Source organism: Thiospirillum jenense (genome assembly GCF_014145225.1).
Classification (GTDB): domain Bacteria; phylum Pseudomonadota; class Gammaproteobacteria; order Chromatiales; family Chromatiaceae; genus Thiospirillum; species Thiospirillum jenense.
In genome coordinates this window covers 1-24,978 of the sequence record NZ_JABVCQ010000030.1, presented here as the reverse complement: position 1 = coordinate 24,978, position 24,978 = coordinate 1, and the positions used below count along the sequence as shown (strand labels likewise).

Below are 24,978 nucleotides of genomic sequence, written 5' to 3'. Positions count from 1 at the left end.
GCGGAATTATTTTGTGTCAGGAGTGAATGAAAAGATGTTGTCTATTAAAGGTTTGCGCGCTAATGTCGGCGATAAAGAAATCCTGCACGGGCTTGATTTAGAGATTGGTGCGGGTGAAATTCACGCCATTATGGGCCCAAATGGTTCGGGTAAAAGCACCCTTGCCCACGTTTTATCAGGACGCGATGGCTACACCGTCACGGCCGGCAGTGCCGAATTAAATGGCGTCAATTTATTAGCCCTCGAACCCGAACAGCGCGCCCACCTCGGTTTATTCCTCGCGTTTCAATATCCCGTTGAATTACCTGGCGTCAATAATACCTATTTTTTGAAAGCGGCATTAAATGCCATTCGGCGGGCGCGAGGTGAGTCTGAATATGATGCAGTCGCATTTATGCGCTTAATGAAAGAAAAGCTGCGCGTATTGCATCTTGACGAGAGTTTATTAAAACGGCCGGTCAATTTTGGCTTTTCAGGCGGCGAAAAGAAACGCAACGAAATTTTTCAAATGGCGTTATTAGAACCAAAACTTGCTATTCTCGATGAAACTGATTCGGGATTAGATATTGACGCATTGCGTATTGTTGCTGATGGTGTCAATGCCTGTCGCAGTCCCGAGCGGTCAATGATGGTCGTCACTCATTATCAACGCCTATTAGATTACATTCAACCCGATTATGTCCATGTCTTAGCGCACGGGCAGATTATTCGTTCCGGCGGAAAAGAACTCGCATTAGAATTAGAAGAACGCGGTTATGGGTGGATTGAACAAGTGACCGAGGTGGCGGCATGATGACGTCCGTTTCAAATAGCAATGCGTCAATTCATGCTATGCCCAATACTTGGCTATCAGCAGCGCCAAATCAGCTTGCCGGCAATCATATGACTGATATAAAACAAGCGCGTTCTGTGGCCTTGAAACAGGTATTAGAACGCGGCTTGCCAACTGTAAAAAACGAGGGGTGGCGCTATACGAGCCTGCGTTCATTACTAGCGCAAAACTTTATTTGTACGCCCAGTGATGATGTGCTAACTGTTAATGAAGAAGCGCACACGGCAATTGAAACAGCACTACAACCTGCGTTAGAGACTTATCGAGTTGTTTTAATTAATGGACGTTACGCACCGCAATGGTCCTATTTAGAAAATCTCCCAAGTGGTGTGCAGATTGATTCATTAAATGCTGTATTAAACCAGTCGCCGGCGCGGCTCGCTGCTGTATTCACGCAAATTGCTGATACGGCGCATTACCCCTTTACTGCATTAAATATTGCCAGCTGTGATGATGGACTGGTGATATTGATTGATGATGGAGTGACGCTGGAACGTCCAATTGAGTTATTGCATGTGTCCACTGGTTCTTTAAATCAATCAGTGACCCCGCCAATGATGCACCCGCATCATTGCATCCAGCTCGGTACAGGTGCGCAAGCGCAGTTAATTGAGCGGTTTGTCAGTATTGAAAATGCGGGGGTTTATTGCACCAACGCGGTATTAGAAATTGCATTATCACCGCGTGCAGTATTGCGTCATGCACGGTTACAATTAGAAAGTTTAAATGCTTTCCACATCACTGGATTGCATTTACAACAGGCGATAGGCAGCGATTACAGCGGAATTAACATTGGTATTGGTGGCGCCTGGTCACGCACTGATTTAATCACCCGTTTTATTGGTGAACAGGCGCATTGTGAACAACGCGGGTTGTATCTTGTTGGCGATCAACAAATCATGGATTATCATTTAGATATTGCGCATCAAGTGCCGAATTGTTCGAGTCAGGAGCAATTCAAAGGCATTCTGTATGGTCAAGGCAAAGCGGTATTTGATGGGCGAATTTTAGTTGCTGCGAATGCGCAACAGACTGACGCTAATATGACCAATAATAATTTATTATTATCACGCAATGCCGAAATAGATACCAAACCGCAATTAGAAATTTATGCGGATGATGTGAAATGCAGTCATGGTACGACCGTTGGGCAATTAGACCCGGACATGCTGTTTTATTTGCAATCACGCGGATTGACAAGGTCGCAAGCGCGCCAAATGCTCAGTCTTGGTTTTGCTGCCGATGTGCTGACGACATTGGCGCCAGAACAATTGCATGAACAGGTTATCAATCAAATAGAACGGCGGTTAGAAACTGCTACTTTTTGAATAGTTGAATTCGCTATCAGTTTGGTAGATATTTGACTAAGCGATTATACAATTTTGCGGAGAATTGACGGATGAACAGGCTTGCACGCTTTACAAATTATGGTGCCGAAAACAGCACAGAAGAGACATTGCAAGCAACTGTTGATATTGAACAGGTTGCACCAAAACCCACGCGTGAATTAATTATTACTTCACTGCGCTCGGTGTATGATCCAGAAATTCCAGTCAATATCTACGATCTGGGTTTGATTTATTCAATCCTGATTGCTAAAAACGGTGATGTTGCAATTGAAATGACTTTAACAGCACCAGGCTGTCCAGTGGCAGGTATGATGCCAGTTATGGTGAAGAATGCGGTACAACAGGTCGCGGGGGTTGGAGAAGTCGCGGTTGAATTGGTTTGGGATCCGCCTTGGAGTCAAGCTAATATGTCAGATGAGGCGCAATTGCAATTGGGCTTGTTGTAGTATGACGGGCAATTTTAATTCATTTTTAATCCCGCAAAACGCTATCATTCCGCACGATTGGATATGGCGAGTGCGCGGATTTTGATTAAAAATGTTTCGCTGACGAGCGCGGTATTGAAATATTGCGACCCTTCCAAGAGACTTGTCGGCGTACAAATGTGCGATATAATGATCGAATAAAAATGCTAATAAAAAATACCAACGAAGCGGGGTAAAATAACGCAGTTGTCACGCCGTAATTGCCCAAGCGCCGTAATAACCACCATAATTGCCCAACGTAGGCGATGTACGCAATTAACCCGGCAATCACCCACTGTGACCATCCCGTTATCATCCAGCCGCGTATTGCATCTAATGTAGTGATGCTGCCAGAAATCCATGCTGTGGTTAATAAAAACATGATCAAATCTGTCGTCAATACGCCTTGCGCTAAATTTTTTGTCCAACCATTTGCTAAATCACTGATTCCATGCGGATACATGCGAAATGCAATGACGCCATCGCCAATGAAATTATGAGTTGCAATGCCATGTTGATTAAACTGCCGCGCTAATGCGATGTCATCCACAATCTCCTGCCGCACCAATTGATGTCCACCAACGCGCAGATATAATTCACGGTCACAAATAATACAGGGGCCGAAACTGCCATTGGGTTTTATTCGTTCACCCAACAGAGTAAATGAACGTACACTCGCCATCATAATAATAAAAAAGAACGACGATAGTCGTTCATATAAATTGACCATTTGGTGATAGGGCTGTACAGAAACTAAACCACCGTATTGCTGATAAGTCGTCACTAAACGCCGCAGTCCATTCGGCACTAATGCAGTATCCGCGTCGAGAAAAATCAATAGATCACCCGTCGCGTACTGTGCGCCTTGCCAACACGCATAGGGTTTGCCAAGCCAATCATTCGGTAATTCCTCAATCATCACGGTCACTGCACCAGCGGCGCGGGCTAATTCAGCCGTTGCATCCGTTGAATGATCGTCTACGACAATCACCTCATAAGATTTATAATCCTGTATTTGTAGTGAAGCTAGTAACGGCGGCAGGCGTTGTTGTTCATTCCGCGCCGGAATGATGACCGACACTTTTTTAATCGTTCGCTGAATTGTACTATCAAGTATCATTGACGCCTTAATCAATGGCGGACAGGTATGTAACCGTCCAATAAAAATAAAAGCAGCGCTCCAAGGAATTAATAACCAGAGTAACTCTGCAATTGGTAACATGTTAAATAACTCAATTAGATGTTCGGTACGCTGTAATGACTTGATCGTAAAACGTCAATAATCGCTGTGCCAATACTGGCGCCGACCAAAGCTGCGCATATTGTCGCGCTTGTTGACTGAGTTCCGTACGCAGGGCTGAATCTTTTAATAACTTTACCGTTTGCGCCGCGAAATCTGCTTCATGCTCTTCGGCAATTAGACACCCGTGACCAATGTGTAATATTTCGCGGGTACCCATGACAGCTGTTGAAATAACCGGTGTGCCAAGTGCCATTGCTTCTAATAAAACAAGTCCTTGCGTTTCAGTGCGCGATGCAAATACAAATGCATCACCTGCACAATAGCAATCTTCTAAAGCACCATCACGCGATAAGTAGCCAACAAAGCAGGTATTTTCGCTTAACCCCAATCGGTGCGCTAAGTCTTTTAATGAAGATAATGCGGGTCCTTCTCCAGCGATCGCTAATAATACATTGGGAATTTCTTTTTTAACCATGCACAGCATTTTTAACAAAAAATCAATGTTTTTTTCAAATGCTAATCGTCCTACATGAACTAACAGTGGGCGATCTAAATCAATAGCATAGCGCTGGCGAAAGGCAATACCATTGCCGTGACCAAATTGGTTTAATTCAATACCAGTTGGAATGACCGCCGCATGTGTTTCAATTCGATAATCACGCAGTACATCGAGCATTGCTTGTGATGGGACAATTAAGCCATTCACTGTGTTGCATTGCGTACGAGAAAATCGTCGTGCTATCCAACGCAACCAGGCAGCGGGAATTAACGGCACATAATGATTCAAATACTGTTCAAAAAAAGTATGATAACTCTCCACAACTGGCAAATTAAAGCGCCGTGCTAAAGCGATACCCAAATAATGCGCAATAAATGGAGTATGAATATGCACAAGGTCAAATTGGCTAGAAGTTAATTGCTTATCGTACTGACGTAATTGTCGCCAACGCAACATTCGATCTTCAGGATCTAATGGAAGATAGCGCGATGCCATACGAATAACGGTAAATGGGTCAATAGTTTCACGACCATAATCAGGTGCAATTAAAGTAACATCATGTCCTCTGGTAATGAATTCACGCGCAAATGTTTGAATTGAAGTGGAAACGCCATTAACCCGGGGAAAATACACATCAGAAATCATTAAAACATTCATGGGTTAATTCAACCATATTGTTTTGAGTTGGCATAGTCTAGCAAATCATTCCGCACGTTGCTGGATACTTGCATATTTTTTCGACAGAGGCAAAATAGTCAAATTGTTATTTTCCAAAAGATCATATTGCAACTAAACCGTCATCTAATTGTCATTTTAGTTACATATTCTAGTTGCAAACTTGGGAGGGTAAATCCTAACTCAAACTGTACCATATTGGAGCAATAAATGAAAAAAACCCTCATTGCTACGACTGTCATCGCCGCGTTATCCATGTCAACGTATGCAAGCGCCCGCGATTCGATTTATATTGTCGGCTCATCCACTGTTTTTCCTTTTGCAACCGCCGTTGCTGAAAACTTTGGGCGCTCATCAAGTTTTAAGACGCCTAAAATTGAATCAACTGGTTCTGGTGGTGGTATGAAATTATTTTGCAGTGGCGTTGGTGTAGAACATCCCGATGTGACTAATTCATCACGGCGCATGAAGGAATCAGAATTTGAAAAATGTCAGGCAGCGGGTGTTAAAGAAATTGTCGAAGTGACTATTGGTTACGATGGTATTGCAATTGCTAACTCTAAAGAAGGCCCAGCATTAGATTTAACATTACGCGACGTCTTTTTAGCACTCGCTAAAGATGTGCCAGACCCCAGTGGTGAGACAAAACTTATCGCTAATCCGTATAAAACTTGGAAAGATGTCAATCCAGATTTGCCAAATGCACCAATTGAAGTGCTGGGGCCGCCCCCGACTTCTGGAACGCGTGATGCCTTTGCTGAATTGGCAATGGAAGGCGGTTGTAAAACCTTTGATTGGATTGCCGCCATTAAGAAAAAAGATGAGAAGAAATTTCAAGCAATTTGCCAAGCAGTTCGTGAAGATGGCGCTTATGTCGAGGCTGGAGAAAATGATAATTTAATTGTACAAAAATTAAATGCAAACCACGATGCATTAGGCATTTTTGGTTTTAGCTTCCTCGATCAGAATAGTGATAAAGTGCAAGGTTCAAAAATAGAGGGCGTGTCTCCAACCTTCGACAGCATTTCTAGTGGTGAATATCCGGTATCGCGTTCACTATATTTCTACGTCAAAAAAGCACATGTTGGCACTATTCCCGGCATTGAAGAATACGTTAAAGAATTCACTAGTGAAAAGGCCTGGGGGGCAGATGGTTATTTAGCTGATAAAGGGCTGATTTCATTACCTGATAACTTGCGGTCTCAAGTCGCAAAAAGCGCCCAAGCACTTGAACCCATGTCCAGCCCTAAATAACGATTAAAAATTAACTGGCCAAGATGACAAGTGTTCAAATAAAGTTGTTGTCTTGGCCTATGGGTTGTGTATTTGCAACCAGTTTTATTTACAGGATAAAGCGATGAATATATCGCTACTGCTGTTGGCTATTTTAGCCATGATGGTATTAGCATTTCAGGTAGGACGCAATCGTGCAGTCCGAGTCGTTGGTGGTCACAGTCATATCCGTCACCTACATTCATTACCAGCATATTACGGCTATTACGCAGCCCTGTGGGTTGGCATTCCTGCGTTATTATTAGTCTTATTGTGGATTGGATTACAAGAACGTGTTATCACGATATTGGTCGTTGAACAATTACCGCCCAGTTTAACTGTTGCATTATCTGATGGTCATTTAAGTCTGCTCATCAATGATATTAAAAATCTTGCCACTGGTAATATTACATCAGGGAAGATTACTTCCGAAATTCAAGCCGCAGCTGACCATTATCATCAGTTACAGTCATTTGCCAGTATTGGTCTATGGTCATTGGTGTTCTCTATTGCTGGGTTAGGAATGAGCATTGCATGGCATCGTACCCAACCTGCATTTCGAGCGCGCAATCGGGTTGAATCTATTCTTCTGCTGATTATGATTCTGTTTTCATCCTTAGCAATTCTAACCACGCTAGGAATCGTTTTATCAGTTTTATTCGAATCTATTCAATTTTTTCAAAAAATTTCTTGGACTGAATTCTTTTTTGGCATTCAATGGAGTCCGCAAATTGCGCTGCGCGCCGATCAAGTTGGCGCATCGGGTAGTTTCGGAGCGATTCCATTATTTACTGGCACGTTATTAATCTCCGGAATAGCGATGCTTGTCGCCGTGCCTATTGGATTGTTATCAGCAATTTATTTATCTGAATACGCCTCAACACGGGTACGCTCTATCGCCAAACCAATACTGGAAATACTTGCTGGTATTCCCACCGTTGTTTATGGTTTTTTTGCAGCTTTAACTGTCGCACCACTCATACGCGACTGGGGTGAAGCAATTGGATTAACCGTTGCTTCAGAGAGTGCATTGGCTGCTGGATTAGTCATGGGTGTTATGATTATTCCATTTGTTTCCTCATTATCAGACGATGTCATCAATGCTGTGCCACAATCAATGCGCGATGGTTCATACGCACTGGGTGCGACACAGTCGGAAACAGTAAGGCGCGTCATCTTTCCAGCCGCATTACCAGGCATCGTCGGTGGCGTGTTATTAGCTATTTCACGCGCTATTGGTGAAACCATGATTGTCGTCATGGCCGCCGGGTTAGCCGCCAATTTAACTGCTAATCCATTAGCAAGTGTCACGACAGTGACTGTACAAATTGTCACTTTATTAACTGGCGATCAAGAATTCGACAGCGCAAAAACATTAGCCGCATTCGCGTTAGGACTCACATTATTTGTCGTGACTTTAATGCTTAATGTCATTGCTTTGCACATTGTGCGCAAATACCGGGAACAGTATGAATAATACAGATGATTTGACTGCGCAATCTAACGTAGTGCTGCCTGAAACATCAAATCAATCTCCGCCGCGCCGGGCAATTGATATTGTTGATGCAAGTCTTAAACGGCGTTATGCCGCTGAACGACGGTTTCGTTTGTTCGGACTCAGTGCAGTTATTTTGGGGTTGTCATGCGTGGTCGTTTTATTCACGAGCATTATTGGTCAAGGATACACGGCATTTCAACAAACCTATATTGAATTGCCCGTCACATTTGATGTAGCAATGATTGACCCAAACGGGCGCTTAAAACAATCTGGGTTAACATCCTCTGATATTAATACTATTTTGGCAGATGTTAATTTCTTAAAAATAGCACGACAGGCATTAGAAAAGACATTTCCTTATGTAGAAGCGCGTCATCAAAAACGATTGCTTTACAGTTTATTAAGTTCTAATGCCACACAATTTTTACGCGATAAAGTTGCGGCTAATCCAACCATCATCGGCACTACTCAAACCCTCAAGTTATTAGCCGATGATGATGTAGATATGTTTATGAAAGGCCGATCAACGTCAATTAACACGTTAATGACACACGGACAAGCAACAGTTATACAGTCCAATCAGCGAGCGCAAATCATTTCTACGGGAGAGGATTTTGTCATTATTCGTAAACAGGTCAAAACCTTTTTAACTACTTCGGCACAGCAACAAGAACGTGCTATAACACGCATTCAAACAGCATTACTTGACATCGAAGCAGAGCGTACAGCGCGCCATCAAGCACAGCAGAACGCATTAGCTGCCGGACAAGCTGAACAAGCTGAACGGTTAATAGCCAATGATGCCGAATTATTAGCGCGTCATACACGCTTGAGTCGTGATTTATTAGCAGCACAAACAAAGGCGGCTGATTTTCGTGCACGAGCTGAGGCAACGCACGGCAATGAACTGCTTAATTCAAATATGCCTAGCTACTTTGTTAACATCAATGGTGGATTGGTAAAGGTTACTGAGGTTAAAAATAATACAATCAGTGGAGAAATTTTTGCCCCGTTTAATTCAAAGGTCGCAGCTACAGGCGGCGAGTGGAACATAATAGAATTTGCACAACCCGAGGCAGATCGGCGCTTAAAAGATAATCAAGTTGCATGGATATGGCAACTAAAACAACAAGAAATGATTGCGAAATATTTTAATACTTTATTTTTCATTAACAGCGCCTCACGCGAACCCGAACAGGCCGGCATTGCTGGGGCCTTAATGGGATCAATGTATACGTTATTATTAACCATGTTATTTTCATTTCCGATTGGGGTTGGGGCGGCGCTTTATTTAGAAGAATTCGCACCTAAAAACCGCTGGACTGATTTTATTGAAGTTAACATTAATAATCTTGCTGCCGTACCATCAGTCGTATTTGGCTTGTTGGGCTTGGCTGTCTTTATTAATTTTTTCGGTATTCCGCGTTCGACGCCATTAGTGGCAGCAATGGTGCTGACATTAATGACACTGCCAATTATCATTATTGCTGGGCGCGCTGCATTAAAGTCTGTCCCACCCTCTATTCGAGAAGCAGCGCTGGGCATTGGTGCATCGCCATTACAAACGCAATTGCATCATGTGTTACCATTAGCCATGCCCGGTATTTTAACGGGCAGTATTCTTGGGATGGCACATGCCTTAGGCGAAACGGCGCCGTTATTAATGATTGGTATGATTGCGTTTATTGTCGATATTCCGGGCGGTATTACCGATCCTGCCACCGTGTTACCAGTGCAAATCTTTTTATGGGCGGATAGTCCAGAACGTGGTTTTGTTGAACGCACGTCGGCAGCAATTTTAGTGCTACTATTGTTTTTATTCTTGATGAATTTAACAGCCGTATTATTACGGCGACGGTTTGAACGGCGCTGGTAAAATGGTTTTAATCCCAGCCAACCATATCGGTTATACTCCAAACTTTTATACAACTCGCATTGAGTTTTAATATGAATACTGCAGTACAGGTTGTTAATACTAGGATCGGCATTGTGACCGCGACTGATTTAGAACAAGATCAAAGTTTTACGCGCACACTGGGTGAAATTACCTCACCTAATGCACGAATGCAGTGTCGCAATATCAACGTATGGTATGCGAATAAGCAGGCAATTAAAGATGTGAGCCTTGATATTGGCAAACATGAAGTGGTGGCGATGATTGGCCCATCGGGTTGTGGTAAATCAACGTTTTTACGTTGTTTAAATCGTATGAATGACACCATTCCAATTGCGCGTGTCAACGGTTCTATTAAACTGGATGGTAAAGAGATTCTTGACCGCGGTATTGATGTTGTGCCATTGCGCGCTCAGGTCGGCATGGTATTTCAAAAACCCAATCCATTTCCCAAATCTATCTATGAAAACATTGCTTATGGCCCGCGTATTCATGGATTAACCACGAGCCGCACTGAATTGGATGAATTGGTAGAAATCAGTTTGCGGCGGGCGGGATTGTGGAATGAAGTGAAGGATCGCTTGAATCAAGCAGGCACGGGATTATCAGGTGGTCAACAACAGCGATTGTGTATTGCGCGCACCATTGCGGTGTCACCCGAAGTAATTTTAATGGATGAGCCGTGTTCGGCACTTGATCCAATTGCAACGGCAATTATTGAAGAGTTAATTGATGAATTGCGGGCGCATTACAGCATTGCAATTGTAACTCATTCAATGCAGCAGGCGGCACGGGTGTCACAACGCACGGCATATTTTCATTTAGGTGATTTAGTCGAAGTTGGACCGACTGAGCAAATCTTTAATCAACCACAACACAAGTTGACTGAAGATTACATTACCGGTCGCTTTGGTTAAACGCGAACAGTTATTTAATGATTTTTATGGCGGTTTATACCAAATAATTGGTTTGCTGAAGCGTTGCGCGAATGCAGGCGGGATGACACGGTGACTAATCCACAATAACGCTTGGTAATACACTACATCCACCATATCTAATGAACTCAATTGGTGTAAATTGCTAGGTAAGTCGCCCGTGCGGCCATTGGCATGGTGCCGCCACCAATTATCACTACCGTTTTCTTGAATGAGTGCAACGGGGTGTTTGTTAACCATTGCGGCGCTGGCTTGTCGCAATGCCGTTGTCTCTGCTTCCACGCGCCAACCTAATTCCTGTCCTAATAAATCCACTGCTAATGTCAATTGACAATCCGAGGCGGTTGTTATGACTGCTGTTGCATTCAAAAGCTGTGCTAAATGTGCGGCGAGCGCATTGCCGCCGCCTAAATGACCGCTGAGAATGGGAACGACAAATTGCCCCGTTTGATCTAATACTATGACGGCTGGATCGTGATATTTATCTATTAAATACGGGGCAATAAGTCGCACGACTGCACCAATGGCTAGAATGGCAACAATGGCATGACGTGATTGATTTGTGGGCGGTTTGGTAAATAACGTTGGCATTAAATCACGCAAGCATCCGTGATACCAGGTGGTTGGTGGCAAGTGGGCGGGTGTAATGATGCTGGTTAATTGCGCAGGAGCGTACAACTGCATAGTTGGCAGTTGTGCATATAAACGCTGGGTTAATTGCACACCGGTTGTAGTGGTGGTTAATACTTTCAAATGTGGCGGGTAATACATTTAAATTTCATCGTGGCTCGGTATCAATGCTTTAATTGCTTAACGTATTATCAACACAATGTTATCCTTTGTAAATTTCTTCTGCTTTTGCCCAATAGTTTTCAACTGGAAATATACACACCTGAATCAGGTTTTCGAAATTTTAGAGCAAAAGATTGGCAAAGAACCAATTAGGTGGCATCATTTCGCGATGATTGATTACACTCTAACGATAAAAGGTATTGCAGCATATTTGTTATTAACATATTCTTGTAGCCAAGAAGCAGAGACGTCAATACAGCGTTGAATACTTCTCAACGAAGTACGCTCTAATAATAACCGATCAACTCGCTCTTTTGTTTCCTAACTAATTGCCGTTTTGCTTGGATTTAAAACAAATTGGCGCCCACATGCTTTACAGCAATAAATTGGTTTATTTAAGCGGTTAAACCCGTTTTCATGCAAATTGTTAATACGATGCGGGAATTAGAACGCCCACCAATTTATCACAATTAGATCAACTGACAACCTTGTTATTTCAAGTGCGGCGAGAAACCTCGTTATCATTTGATTGATCGTTCCCACGCTCCAGGGTAGAAACACACTCTTGCTTGAAAAATCAATCCATTAGAATTTGAAATGCGTAACGAGTTTCCGCCCAATACGCGGTGGCACTGAATGCAGCGCCGGTGGTTGAATACGCGCAAAAGTGCGATGTGGATATTTATAGCGATAATAACTGTCACTTTCATGCGGTTTAATTGGTAATTGAAACGGATCAAACGGCACAGGTTTTAATTCTAACCAACGATGAATACCAGTCATTACCACCACCGGTTGTTCTATTAATTCCTCAAAGATCACATAATACAACTGCTGCTGCCATTGTTCCGGCACATCCTGCAAAGCTTCAATCGCTTTTAATGGCGCACCTAATAGCCCGTCACTAGCGAGCAATTTATCTGCGCGGGCATAACGCGATAAATGCGCTAAATGATCGGGAAAGTCTAACAACCGGGTTTTGGGATGTTGTGCTTCAATTGATCCGAGGATTTGACCCAATTCACGAATACACACCAACATCCGAAAATTCGGATCAACTGCCTGTACAGTTTCAATTTGTGCTAACCAACCGCGATTCTTATCCACTGCCCAATGCTTGTTTGTTTTTTAAAACCAACCACTTATAAAACCGCGCCATGCGTCCAATAAACGGGCATAAGTCAATTCAAAATCAACATCCAATTGTGCTAATAAAAACTCATTGTCACTCCACTGGTGACGCAATTGTATTAATAGTGGACATAACGGCGAACTGTGACCGCTGCTGTCAATATCAGGATGCAACCCTAATAATTGACAAAGCAAAATTGAACCGGCGCGTGGTAAGCCAGTAACGTGTAATAAATGTGGTGTTGCATTCAATACTATTACCATTTATCAGCAGTGAATTTTAGACTATAGTATAATCAATTCAACATAAAATACCTGTCAAAAAGGGCATAGCTACTTGATTTTGATTACTGTACTGCGATCAAATTATTTGGGATCAGCTTATACATGCCGAAACATGAATAATAATTATAAAGAATGTATTTGATCGTTTCCACGCGCCCGCATGAGAACACTCACTTCAATTAGTGGCTTAACTATCCAACTACATAACTTTTAAATTCAATTGATTATTTAAATCACTTCGGAATCAATAACCACTGCCAGTGGTAAATCACGCTCAATAGACTTGCGCATTAACGTCGCATCATTCATCACCCAAATGGCGTCACATTGCCGCAACATATTTAATTCCCGCCCCCGCCGTTGGGTGAATTGCGCACAGTCCGTATCGCTCACTTCGGTATTGATTAAACTACATTCCAACGGCGTGTTATACATCAAAACCAGCCGCACTTGTGGCGTTAATTGTTTAATCAGCGGTAGTTGCGCCGCCGCGTGATCTAATCCCAACAACATGATTTGATTCAATACGGCGCCAAACTGCACCAGCGCATCACTGAGTGACATGACCTGCGGCGCCGTGAGTAATTCAATGCCGCGCTGTTGCAATACAAACTGCTCTGTTGCAGAAGTGTTTTCAGGATTCCAACCCACCACGCTAACATGCGTATTAGCTGCAATATCGCAATTAATTAACATATTTACCCAGCCAGTGAGTGCTGGATCAATGCTGACCAATACCCAGCGTTGAATAAAAGGATCATAAATAAAGGGAATAGCGTCACCCGTTAACGGCCGTTGCATGGTGCGGTCTGACCAATAGCGCGTTAATAATTGTTGCTCAGTATTTGTGAATACAGGCTGCCCAGTTGTTGGTTGCCGACTATGCGCTGATAATCGCTGCACCACTGCCGCCGGTTGATACCACACCTGCCATTCGGTATTATCAAAACAAAGACTTAATGCCGCTACCGCTGCATCGGGCGAAATAAAACACGCCTGAAAACCACCCGCCGATATGAATTGCACTCGCGGTATTAACACGCATCCCCAGGGCGCGACATCTAATTGACGCAAATAATTAAATGTTGAGCGCAGTGGATCATCACCACGCCCGGCATACCATAAATCACCATCGCGCCATAGCACAGCGCCAGCGGCTAATAAGGGACCGTCGGCATAACATAATTTTGCCGTGATCATGCCAATGTGTGCATGGTTTGGCGGATGTTGAATTGCATTAAACAGGTGTTGCAACGTGGCCGGTTGCAATTGACTACTGGCATCTAACCATAATAAATATTGCCCAGTGGTATTGGTCACACAGTGATTTGCCCATTGCCACAGTGTTAATTCAGATTGGAATGGATAACAATGAACATTGGGTAAATTGAAACCTTGACAAAACTGTGCAGCGGTGTGTGCGGCGTCATCTAATACATGCACCGTGCAATTCAGACCGGCATGAATGGCACTGGTCAACAACGCATCAAGACAATCAGCTAACCAATGTGCATTATCTGTTGGTGATAATAGTGGTAATAGAATAAACGCGGTCAATTCATCTGGCGCGGTTGTGGCAAGGGGGGGAATTAAAACCGACTCATTTTGAGCTATTGGCGGGGAAATGACGGCGGGATTAGTCAGTGGCTGTAATCGAATTGATTTGAACCGCATTAACCAGCGCCGCGCTCGCCGGCTGAATGGTTGCCGTTGATTGAATTGCCAAGTATTTAATTGCTGCCACAGGTGGCGTGGGCGGCGCACATCATTTGTGAATTGCTGACACTGCGCAGTGAATTGCAACCATTGATGCCACCAGCGCACGACCTGGCTGGTTTCTAATGCGTTCAATGCCACTTGCGCGGCGTGGCGTTCTCGTTCTAATAACGCGACGTATTCGGCATGAGCATGGCGTTGATGCGCTAATTCCCGCGTTAATAATGAATAATCCCGCTCGACTTGACGCAATCGCATTCGCAAAGCGCGCCGATCCCATTCGGCATCACCCAGGGCTAATTCAATTTCCGGCACTCGCCGTGCCAATTCAGGTTTATATTGCCAATGCTGATAATCCAGCACAGCCGAATACAACTCTGATAATGATAACGGCGGAGTGATTTGCGCCGGGGTTAAATGAAATGCAGTTGGCGGCCAGTAATCATAATGCGCAAATTTGATTTGCCGATCATTTAATAAAACTGACGTTGCATGAAAATGTGTATTGGAATCTATTTGCACAGATGTATTTGTTGACGCAGACGTTTGTATGAGTGTATTAATAGTGCTTGACTGGTCAAGTTGCGCCGCCGCTAATAACTGCGCATTCCAATCTTCAATTGCGCTATCCAATGGCAATAAGTGCGCGAGTGGATAATTTGCCAGCCGTTCAATAAATGCACCCAATGCCGTTGCAACAATAGGTAATCCCGTCTGCAATGCCGCTGATAATGTATAAGAAAAGGTCTCAGGGATTTGCGCGGGAAATAAAAAAACATCCGCCCGTTCTAATGCAATTAACGCCATTAAATCGCGTTCTTCATAGCTACCCGTCACTTGCAATGGCACGGCCGGCCAGGTTTGCGGTAATGGTTCAGCCGGCCCGATGACGCGAAAAAACAACGGTTGCTGGTGTTGTTGCGCAAATAACGCACATTGATAAACCAAATCCCGCCCTTTGGGTTGCGATAATCCACCTAAAATCAACACTTTAACGCACTGAGCAGCGGTCAGATGCGCATGTTGATTGGGCAACGGTGGGCGTGGGTGCGGCGCCACTGTGCAATGTAACGTCGGCCAATACCGCTGTAGCCGCGACGCAACATCCTGCGACGGGCAAATCACCCGCGTCGCCTGCGCCAACCACGCCTGCCAACGCTGCCGCCAATTGGTGATCGAAAACGGCGTCCAGTGCGCAAATGCCTGCGGCGGCCGATCCGCTAAACACTTGTCACACAACGAAATTTCTGGCTCACCACAGTAGCGCCCGGCGGCAGTCAGCAGATGAATATGCGGACAAATCACCATGTAATCGTGAATGGTAACATCATACGGTAACGCTAAATCGTCCGCCAATGCCAACACCCGCTCGGGCAAACCGACGACCTGATGATAGTGCAGGCGCGCAACACCCAGGTCGCGCAGTCGCGCCAACGTAACAGTATCAGCGTCACTACCGCGCTCGCCGAGGTGCAAATAACAACAAAACTCCTCGCGCTCATCCTGCCAACGCACCTGTTGCGTCGCGCCGTGATACGGTGATAACGTTAAAATTAGCGCCTGCCCGCGTGACAATTCTGCCACTTCTGCAACGTGCCGCTCGACCCCACCGCCACCGTTGTGGGTGATAAACAACACAACAGACTGTGTTGCATTTGTAATACGAGCGAGGTCAAGTCGCCGCCGCAACTGCCGTGCTGGATCGCGTTGAAACCATTCCGCCACTTGGCGCTGAAAATCGGGAAAATTGGCGTCAATCTGAGCTTGTGCAGCGATTTTGCGCGTGTTTGCGACCTCATTACCAAACGAAACGCTGCCATGATGCGCGACAAACACGTCGGCGGCGAGCAGGTGACGGAAGCCTAACTGACTGGCACGCAAGCAAAATTCGACTTCTTCGCCATAGCCGTGACCAAATTGCGCAGTGTCGAATTCGCCGACCTGATCGAGACAAACGCGGCGAATTAGTAGGCAAAAACCCACACCAACGGGTAAATCTACCGTGCAACCGGCGTTGACTGTTGCGGCAAAGTGGTCTAGTTGTTTTAATCCAACAAGGTCAGTGGTTGACGCACCCGGCCACGGGTTGTCGCGGGTGACGTGGGGGTAACTGCATACGCTGCCGGCGTTGCTAAAAGGTGTCACTGTGCCAACGCACTGTTGCGAATGAGCCGCAGCGACGAGCCGATCTAACCAGTCGTGCGCAACAGCTGTGTCGCTGTTAAGTAACACCACGTCTGATTTTGGATACAGTGCCATGCCTAAGTTGACGGCGGCGACAAAGCCGCGATTAATTGGCTGGCGGATCAAGTGGATACGCCCTGCGGCTGCGAGTTGGTCAAGCCAAATACGCAATGCTGGCTCGGGGCTGGCGTCATCAATGACAACGAGTTGGTAGGGGGTGCGGGACGTGGCGGCGAGAATGCTGGTTAAACAACAACATGTTTCATCTATACCACGATAGACCGGCACGATGACGGCAATGGGAGAAACGGGGGCTGACATGATTTGGAATGTAACCGCGATTGAATTGATTGCAGGATTAACCCGGGTTGAATTGGGCATTCAAAATGGCGCCGTTGATTATGAATGCGGTTAAACAGCGTTTTTACCACGCTGGTGCATTAAAAGCTGTTTTAATTCTACCTAGCGTGTGAGTTTTTAATTGCTGCAAGCAGCGGGTTAATCACTTTTGCACCACGCCCACAATCCCGCTGTCGTCCACTACAATTAACGCTGTGATGCGCCGTGCCGCCATGAGTTCAATTGCGACATTCATACGACTATCTGCACCAATCACAATAGGATTGGGCGTCATCATATTGCCGGCGGTGAGACTAAAGAATTGCTCACGATTGCATTGCACTGCCCGGCGCAGGTCGCCATCGGTAATGATGCCCAGCGGGTTTATTCGATCAATTGTGACAATTGCCAATCCCAGCCGCGCATGAGTAATGCAATTAACCACCGCTTCGGCACAGGTGGTTGGTAATACAAATGGCAATTCATGTTGACGCATTTCATCACGCACTAATGCTAATAAACGTCGCCCAAGCGCTCCGCCCGGATGTAAGCGGGCGAAATGATGCGGTTGAAAATTACGCGCTCGCATCAATGCGACTGCAATTGCATCGCCCATTGCCAATGTCGCAGTGGTGGATGCGGTCGGTGCTAATTGTAAGGGGCAAGCTTCTTGTTCCACGCACACTGATAATGAATAGGTGACTTGTTGCGCTAAGGTCGAGCGATGATTGCCAGTTAATGCAATAGTGCTATTGCCGTTGTCGCGTAAAAAGGGTAATAAGCGTAATAATTCTTCCGCCTCGCCAGAATAAGAAATGGCAATCAAAATGTCATGCGATTCGACCATGCCTAAATCGCCGTGATAGGCTTCGGCGGGGTGCATAAAAAAGGCGGGCGTGCCAGTGCTGGCAAGGGTTGCGGCGATTTTCTTACCAATGATGCCGGATTTTCCAATCCCACAGACAATCACGCGGCCATGACTGGTTAAAATGGCTTCAATGGCGGCGGTGAATTGATAATCGAGTCGGTCGGTTAATCCTGCAACAGCGGCAGCTTCAATTGTAAAAACATCGCGGGCAATTGCAGTGTAATCCAACATGATAGGGTATTTTTAATGCAAGATAATAAAAAATAGGGCAGGAAAATAATTATTCAACAGGCAGCATGTGCTGTATTGACGTGGATACAAAAGCAGCTTTTTTAAATACTTTTTGATGCAGCGGTAAATCACTGCGGCGATGCTCATCAATCATCTCGCGCACTGTCACCAATTGAATGGCTGGATAATCCCGATGCAATAATTCGTGATGATAATAGCCGGCCGCCATTGCATCCTCGTGCATTGCTTTAGTGGGTTCTTCAAGCGTAATAAAAATCCCCATGACTGCATTTTCGCGTGCCATATCACCGCGCAATGCCGCAACGTCAGTGCGCTTCACTTTACCCGATTTGACTTGTATAACCACGCGGGCAAGTGCTTTATCGCCTTTACCAGTAACGATGTAAGCCATGCCGTCAATACCTTTGTCCGCGCCTTTTTTATCATCAATGATGGCATGGTGATTGGTATAGGTTAATACTGCCCATTTTTCAAACTCTTTCCGCAAGCGATCATCTTTTTTATTTGCCAAAGCGCGTGCAGATTCCATATCACGCGGAATGCCGCCCAACGTGATTTGATTTAATACTTCAGTACCAAAGCTATCTTCAAGACGCCCGAGGATAATTGCAATGCTTTGATAGGTAATGTCAATACCAATCCATTGGCGATTTAATCTCTGGGCAACGGCGATGGTGGTGCCGCAACCGCAATACGCATCTAATACTACGTCACCTTCATTGCTGCTGGCTTGAATGATGCGTTCTAATAAAGTTTCAGGTTTTTGGGTGGGATAGCTGAACGCATCTTTACCTTGAGAGTTAATTGGCAATATGTCGTTCCAAACATTAGTTAGAACAGCACCTTTCATTTCATCTAAATAACGTTTATAGGCAGGAATCTTTCCTTTGGGCGGTATTTCTATTCTATTTTCATTTAGCCATTGCAGCGCCCTACTTTCCGGCATTCGCCAACCATTCGGTGGTGGTGAGCAACCGAGTAAAATATAAAAATAACCGGCGCTACCTTTTGGTTTAACTAGATTATCATACCTAAATTTTCGTCCAAATTCATCTGTATTTGTATAATGAGACGTGACGTAATTTTCATCATACTCAGCATATCCTTTATTCCATTGATATTGATTAGATTTAACATAAAACAAAACAGAATCGCTGACTTTAGCATAGCGTTTTGCATCACTGTGTGCTGAGGTTCTTTTCCACACAATCTCATTCAAATAGTCCCCACCGCGTGGACAAAAGATACTGTCCAATATGAGCTTGAGATAATGGCTACAGGTTGGATCACAATGCAAATAAAAACTCCCGGTTGGTTTTAAGACACGCCAAATCTCATTAACCCGCTGCGTCATACTAATTAAATACGCCAGCAACCCGCTCATGCCTAACACCGCTCGCAATCCATTAATCAATTCAATAGTTTGGCGCGTGTAACTGCTTTGGTTATTTTGAGTAATATCACGCAGTCCGAGATCGGCTAATTGATTCCATGTCCAAGTATCAATAAACATCTGCGCTTGCGCCGTGTCTTCCTTGCCTATGTTGTTATAAATCTGGAAATAATTCCGCTTGGAATTAAACGGCGGATCAATGTAGCATAAATCCACGCTCTCATCTTTGAGTTTATGCCGCAGCACATCAAGATTATCGCCATAAAAGAGTTGATTCATGTTCACTAACGCCACGAGTGAATCACCGCATTACCCGAATTAAAACTGCTTCTTTAGGGTTCGCACTTTACGCCTAAAATCATTCGTGACATTGGCAACATCACTATCACTGGCAATAACTCGTGGAGTTAAAACCACAACTAATTCGGTGCGTTCTGCTTTACGCGCTGTTTTGCCAAATAATCCGCCAACGAATGGCGCACGATATAAACCTGGCAGCCCTGATTTATTATCTTCGCGGTTATCTTGAATTAACCCACCTAATACCACTGCTTGATTAGAACGCACTGCAACATTACTGGTAATATTACGGGTGCTAAAAGTGGGCGAATCTAATGCACCACTTTCTTCAGCAACGGTGCTGACTTCTTGTTCAATTTCCATTTGCACTAAACCGCCAGGCGTGACCCGCGGTTTCACAGTCAACATAACACCAATACTGCGATATTCAATTTGATTAACAATACGTTCAGTAGTTGAAGTTCCCTGTTGCTGCGTGGTGGCAATTGGCACTTCTTTACCGACTTGAATCTTGGCTTCTTGATTATCCATGACCATGACCGACGGCGATGATAATACATTAACTAAACCATCAGATGCCAGCGCATTCAAATTGGCACGAATTGTATCGGGTTGTAATACCACAGACCAATTAAAACCGGGTAGCGTAGGAGCTGCTACATCAGTTTTACTGCTCATCAAACTTGCATTACCAACATACCCATCTTTAGCACCCGCAAATAAATTCCATTGCACACCGTATTCCAATGAACCAGTCAACGCAATCTCAACAATGGTTGCTTCAACTAATACTTGTAATGGCATGATGTCGAGTTGTTTTAACGCATCGAGGATTTTTTTATAATCACGCGGGCTCGATTTAATTAACAACGAATTATTGACTGCATCGGCAACTACGCTCACCTGTGACGATAATTCTAAAGTATTTGACGTTGCAGCACGACGCGACGTTGATGATGAAGTATTCGTTTTTCCATTCGCATTTGTATTCGTTTGTGCCGTTGAGGCTTCACGTTTACCGGGCGCAACACTCCCAACAGTACGCTTGCTGGCCGTGCTGCCACCATCACTGGCGAATAATTGACTTAATACATCAGCCAGGTTTTCAGCATCACCGTGTTTAACCCGATAAACATATAATTGTTGCGCACTGGTGCCGCTGGCTTCGGCTAAATCCAAACGTTCGATCCAATGCTGCATTTTTTCTAAATAACTGGGCTGTGGTGAAATGACTAATAAAGCATTGGCGCTATCTACTGGAATGAAACGAAACATGCCCGTTAGTGGGTTACTTTTTTCATCAGTTAAGAGAGCTTCTAATTGCGCGACAACATCTTTAGCTTTGGCATATTCTAATGTGAAGAAGCCGACAGATAATCCAGCCATCCAATCCACATCAAAGACTTCAATTGTATCTATCAATTGCGTCATTTCTGCTCCGGCGGCCGCAATCACTAATAAATTGCGCAGAGTATCCACGCGCACAATGCTACCCTCGGGGGCTAATGGTTCAAGGATATTAGCCATTTCCTGGGCACCAATGTAGCGCAATGGAATGATTTGCAATGTATAACCACTTGGTAGGGCGCGAATATTTTCACCTAATTGAGGTGCCGAGCGCCCGCGTACTGCATTGCCAATTGGCACGACTTCATAACGATCACCCTTGTCTATTAAGGCAGCATTATTCATGCGCAATAGCGTTTCTAATGTTGGTAATAATAAATCACGCCGTAATGCGCGGCCAGTTTGTAATGATACTGATCCCTGCACGGCTGGATCAATCACATAATTAGCGCCTAATAATTCGCCTAAAATTACTTTAACAACTTCGCGTATATCTGTGCCATCAAAATTGAGTGTCACGTCGCCCGGCGTGGTATCCACTTTTGGGCGTTTTACTTGACCAACAAATCGTCCAGTGCCGCGTTCAATGCGTGTCTGGGCTTTTGGCAATGGATCATTACCAATTGCGATACCACCGGCCGGTGGCAAATGTTCAGCGGTAGCAGTTTGGGATTGAATATGCAAATCGGTATCAGCAATATGACCTTGATTACTACTAATCCCTGCGCTGGGATCAAATACCAAGCTGCTGCAACCACTAATAATAGCAGTGGCGCTGGCAATTAACCAATAAGATTGAATACGCCGGCGGGCGGTGGTTAATTGAATAAAATTGAATTGGCTGGGTAGTGACAACATTGGATTAAACGAGGTGGGGGTGGGAGTGCGAATCAATGGGTGTGAGTTTAACGGAATCTGGCCGTTTGTGTTGGGTTGTCACAAGCGGGGCGGTGCGCGAAAATTTTTTAGCACTCGCCTTGACAGAGTGCTAACAAGCCGCTACAGTTATACTTACAGTCGCTCCCTGTTGAGGGCTGTTAATTAGGTGGTTCATTCAAGAACACCGTTTTTATATCGCTCATTTGGAGGATAAGTGTATGACAACGCTAGACTTTTCACCGCTGTTTCGTTCAATGATTGGCTTTGATCGGCTCGCTGCTTCATTAGAAAATGCGTACCGTACTGAAGCGGGTGGCTATCCGCCTTATAATGTTGAACTGCAAGATGATAATCGCTATTGCATTACAATGGCGGTGGCGGGGTTCTCGAATGATGATTTAACTATTGAATTAAAAGAGAACATTTTGACTGTCGGTGGTGAGCGTGCTGAAGAGAATGGTGAACGTCGTTTCTTGTATCGCGGCATTGCCAACCGCAGCTTTGAACGTAAGTTTCAATTGGCGGATTATGTGCGGGTGATTGATGCACGTTTGCAAGATGGACTGTTGCACATTGACCTAATACGCGAAATGCCAGAGGCAATGAAGCCGCGCAAGATTGCTATTCGCACAGCAAATGAAGAACGTGTCGTTGGCTCATTAAATGATGCTAATCAGCAACGTGCGGCGGCCTAATCTAATTGCCTTAATCGGCGTTTAACGTCAATAAAACCGGGTAGGAAACTGCCCGGTTTTTTATTGCCCGGCAGTAGCAATTAATGAAATTTCTCGCGGTACGAAAGATAATAAGATGTGTTTTTTATAATTCGTTTACACATATAGATTTCAGTTAAAATGACGTTACCGGAGATGTTCTGGTGACACGATTCAACAATTTAAAAACGTTGTTACCATTCAGATTGAGAAATTGTGTTAGTCCCATGCTTGACGTGATGGCAATTTTTTCTAATTAATCTAATTGAATGTTTCAATAGCCTATGAATGATTAATTAAAGAGTATATGATTCAGTCGAGGTGCGGTTTAATTTGTACATTGCATTGACGATCTGCATCGTTTCAATACTGACGGTCGTCACCCGCGCAATTAAATTAATCACAGATTCTTTGTAATCGGCAAAGCGGTAGGTATTAAACCGAGCGCGGATCGTCGGGTCTTTCGGCGTCTTTTCTTTGTATTGGTCGAGTATCCATTCAATCGCGCAGCGGTTGCCGAGTTGATATGTCCAGGCAGTGGCGGGAATATCAAACAGCGTGGTTTCGCTATCAATCCGAATGCTGCCATTATTCACATCAGCGCGTAATAAGACTTTGGGATTGACGCCGGCAGCGCGGGCGCGGTCGTCGGGTGTGTCAATGCGGGTGAATGGAAATGGTGTGGTCTGTTCATAATTGAGATGCAAATCAAGTAATGCCGCACCCCAATCAACCCAGCGCCAAAACTCCGAATAGAATGGAATGCGCGGGAAGTCACGTTTCAAATTAAGCGCGTATTTGTCACGGTAAATCGGATCGTGTAAAACGGCGTAGCAATAATGAAAAATGGCGGGTTTATCAAGGGCGCGGGCGGGGCTGGTTAATTCAGTTTGATAATGCGCAGTGAATTGTTCTAGCGCCCAATCGGTGATGTTGTCGGAGCAATCACCAGATTCATTAAAAACATGCAATGGAAATGTTTGGCTGCCACCAGATGCTGGGCTAACGAAATTCAAATCGGGGATGCGGTCAATTGCTAATGTGAAATAAGGTTTGCCAGTCGAGTCGCCCATCACTGTAATGGACGCGTTAATAAACTGACATGGATAGCCGAAAAGCCGCGGCGTTTGATTGCCCATTTCGTTTAGCAATTTATCACGATACAAAAAACAGCGCATAAATGGACGATAATTGGCCACAGTGATTTTTGCCGGATTATAATCAATAGAGATGTTTTTGCCCAGCGCCGCTTTGACTGCCCTAGTCCATTTAATTTGATAATTAAGCAAATGCGATGTGTCCTGTTTTGCTGACTGCGCAGCTAATACAAACCGGTCAGCGTTATAAACATCAATTAAAAAACGGACTTTGTTTTCTAAAGATTGTTGATTGACATCGTACATCCATTCGTCACGCGCCGTTACTACTCCTAACGAATACAACTTAAAAATTGCCCGTTCACTCGCCGCTGTTTTTGCCGCTTTTGTTTCTTTATTTGCCACTGGTAATAAATGATCCCAGTCTTCGGTGGGTTGATTTAACCAATTATTTTTTTCATCTGGTCGAATGTACTCAAATTGCTGTTTATCCAATGGCAGACAGTCAATCCATGCCAATTTTTCATCTGCTGTCGCATAATCTTTAACTTCTGTGTATAAGATTTGCGCATTTTTAATATCGTTTTCTTGCCGTTTGACACAAAACCAAATTGCAATACCAACGCGGATTTGGTCACGAAAGATATTACCGCCTTCTTGACGACGACGTTTGCCACTGGTACGCGCATTACCTTTTAAATTAATAATTCTAATTTCACTAAATTCTTGCGCAATGAGTTTCCGAAAACCATCAAATGTTCGGCTATCAATAAATGAGTTGTTACTAACAAATGCAATGATGCCATCAACTTTTAACCGATCACTCGCCCAGCGAAAAAAGCGCGCATACATGTCATATAACTTAGTTTTTTGCGCGGTACTGGCGGCAATGTAAGTCGCACGAATCCGGGTATCAACATCTTTATACTCGCGGTTTTTATTATTATCGTTCTCATTCATTTGATTCGCATTATATGGCGGATTACCAATAATCACACTAATACGCCGTTCATTCTGCCGC

The 24,978-nt window shown here is 44.4% G+C and carries 17 protein-coding genes and 2 pseudogenes; 9 read left to right on the top strand and 10 right to left on the bottom strand.

The window, feature by feature from the left end; all coding sequences use genetic code 11:
* The first annotated feature begins 34 nt into the window (after nt 1-34).
* The 3 genes from sufC (at nt 35) to HUK38_RS12005 (ending at nt 2,627) form a co-directional block, all read left to right on the top strand.
* Entirely contained in the window at nt 35-793 is a 759-nt protein-coding gene (gene sufC, locus HUK38_RS12015; protein WP_182584587.1) for a Fe-S cluster assembly ATPase SufC, read from the top strand.
* On the top strand, nt 790-2,160 hold the full coding sequence (sufD, locus tag HUK38_RS12010; RefSeq protein WP_238787632.1) for a Fe-S cluster assembly protein SufD: 1,371 nt from the start codon (nt 790-792) through the stop codon (nt 2,158-2,160). The genes sufC and sufD overlap by 4 nt, the downstream gene beginning before the upstream one ends.
* Before the next feature lie 71 nt (nt 2,161-2,231).
* On the top strand, nt 2,232-2,627 hold the full coding sequence (locus HUK38_RS12005; protein WP_182584571.1) for an SUF system Fe-S cluster assembly protein: 396 nt from the start codon (nt 2,232-2,234) through the stop codon (nt 2,625-2,627).
* A gap of 85 nt (nt 2,628-2,712) precedes the next feature.
* Here HUK38_RS12005 and HUK38_RS12000 read toward each other — a convergent pair whose 3' ends face one another.
* A complete protein-coding gene (locus tag HUK38_RS12000; RefSeq protein WP_182584570.1) occupies nt 2,713-3,867 on the bottom strand; it encodes a glycosyltransferase family 2 protein in 1,155 nt (384 codons plus the stop codon).
* Nucleotides 3,868-3,877: 10 nt separating this feature from the next.
* On the bottom strand, nt 3,878-5,044 hold the full coding sequence (locus tag HUK38_RS11995) for a glycosyltransferase (protein ID WP_182584569.1): 1,167 nt from the start codon (nt 5,042-5,044) through the stop codon (nt 3,878-3,880).
* A gap of 228 nt (nt 5,045-5,272) precedes the next feature.
* Here HUK38_RS11995 and HUK38_RS11990 point away from each other — a divergent pair, with 228 nt between their 5' ends.
* The 5 genes and pseudogenes from HUK38_RS11990 to pstB all read left to right on the top strand — a co-directional run bounded on the left by HUK38_RS11990 (nt 5,273) and on the right by pstB (nt 10,643).
* Nucleotides 5,273-6,316, top strand: coding sequence for a PstS family phosphate ABC transporter substrate-binding protein (locus tag HUK38_RS11990; protein WP_182584568.1), 1,044 nt, complete (start codon nt 5,273-5,275; stop codon nt 6,314-6,316).
* A gap of 103 nt (nt 6,317-6,419) precedes the next feature.
* Nucleotides 6,420-7,811: a phosphate ABC transporter permease subunit PstC gene (gene pstC, locus HUK38_RS11985; RefSeq protein WP_182584567.1), complete on the top strand. Its 1,392-nt coding sequence runs from the start codon at nt 6,420-6,422 to the stop codon at nt 7,809-7,811.
* A pseudogene (locus tag HUK38_RS15215) lies at nt 7,762-8,349 on the top strand (DUF3333 domain-containing protein); the annotation flags it as partial. The gene pstC and the pseudogene HUK38_RS15215, both read left to right, overlap by 50 nt.
* Before the next feature lie 552 nt (nt 8,350-8,901).
* Nucleotides 8,902-9,708: pseudogene (gene pstA / locus HUK38_RS15210) on the top strand (phosphate ABC transporter permease PstA); the annotation flags it as partial.
* A gap of 71 nt (nt 9,709-9,779) precedes the next feature.
* Nucleotides 9,780-10,643 (top strand): phosphate ABC transporter ATP-binding protein PstB, encoded by an 864-nt coding sequence (gene pstB, locus HUK38_RS11975; protein ID WP_182584565.1) that lies wholly within the window; start codon nt 9,780-9,782, stop codon nt 10,641-10,643.
* 24 nt (nt 10,644-10,667) lie between these two features.
* Here pstB and HUK38_RS11970 read toward each other — a convergent pair whose 3' ends face one another.
* The 7 genes from HUK38_RS11970 to gspD form a co-directional block, all read right to left on the bottom strand.
* The gene (locus tag HUK38_RS11970; RefSeq protein ID WP_182584564.1) at nt 10,668-11,432 is read right to left on the bottom strand and encodes a cobalamin biosynthesis central domain-containing protein; all 765 of its coding nucleotides are present in this window, start codon (nt 11,430-11,432) and stop codon (nt 10,668-10,670) included.
* A 606-nt stretch (nt 11,433-12,038) separates the two neighbouring features.
* Nucleotides 12,039-12,560 (bottom strand): hypothetical protein, encoded by a 522-nt coding sequence (locus tag HUK38_RS14940; protein ID WP_202985559.1) that lies wholly within the window; start codon nt 12,558-12,560, stop codon nt 12,039-12,041.
* Nucleotides 12,561-12,581: 21 nt separating this feature from the next.
* Nucleotides 12,582-12,836, bottom strand: a complete 255-nt coding sequence (locus HUK38_RS14935) for a sulfotransferase (RefSeq protein ID WP_202985558.1) — start codon at nt 12,834-12,836, stop codon at nt 12,582-12,584.
* 261 nt (nt 12,837-13,097) lie between these two features.
* Nucleotides 13,098-17,090, bottom strand: a complete 3,993-nt coding sequence (locus tag HUK38_RS11960; protein ID WP_182584563.1) for a glycosyltransferase — start codon at nt 17,088-17,090, stop codon at nt 13,098-13,100.
* 181 nt (nt 17,091-17,271) lie between these two features.
* Nucleotides 17,272-18,207 carry a KpsF/GutQ family sugar-phosphate isomerase gene (locus HUK38_RS11955; RefSeq protein ID WP_182584562.1) on the bottom strand — a complete coding sequence of 312 codons (936 nt, stop codon included), beginning with the start codon at nt 18,205-18,207 and terminating at the stop codon, nt 17,272-17,274.
* A gap of 49 nt (nt 18,208-18,256) precedes the next feature.
* The gene (locus HUK38_RS11950) at nt 18,257-19,900 is read right to left on the bottom strand and encodes a DNA methyltransferase (protein WP_182584561.1); all 1,644 of its coding nucleotides are present in this window, start codon (nt 19,898-19,900) and stop codon (nt 18,257-18,259) included.
* 39 nt (nt 19,901-19,939) lie between these two features.
* Nucleotides 19,940-22,126, bottom strand: coding sequence for a type II secretion system secretin GspD (gene gspD, locus HUK38_RS11945; RefSeq protein ID WP_182584560.1), 2,187 nt, complete (start codon nt 22,124-22,126; stop codon nt 19,940-19,942).
* 239 nt (nt 22,127-22,365) lie between these two features.
* On the opposite strand from gspD, the gene HUK38_RS11940 reads away from it, so the two are divergent.
* Complete coding sequence (locus tag HUK38_RS11940; protein ID WP_182584559.1) at nt 22,366-22,842, top strand: Hsp20 family protein; 477 nt, start codon at nt 22,366-22,368, stop codon at nt 22,840-22,842.
* A 314-nt stretch (nt 22,843-23,156) separates the two neighbouring features.
* On the opposite strand, the gene HUK38_RS11935 is transcribed toward HUK38_RS11940, so the two are convergent.
* Nucleotides 23,157-24,978 (bottom strand): type ISP restriction/modification enzyme (locus HUK38_RS11935; RefSeq protein WP_182584558.1); only part of this gene is annotated, 1,822 nt, incomplete at its 5' end.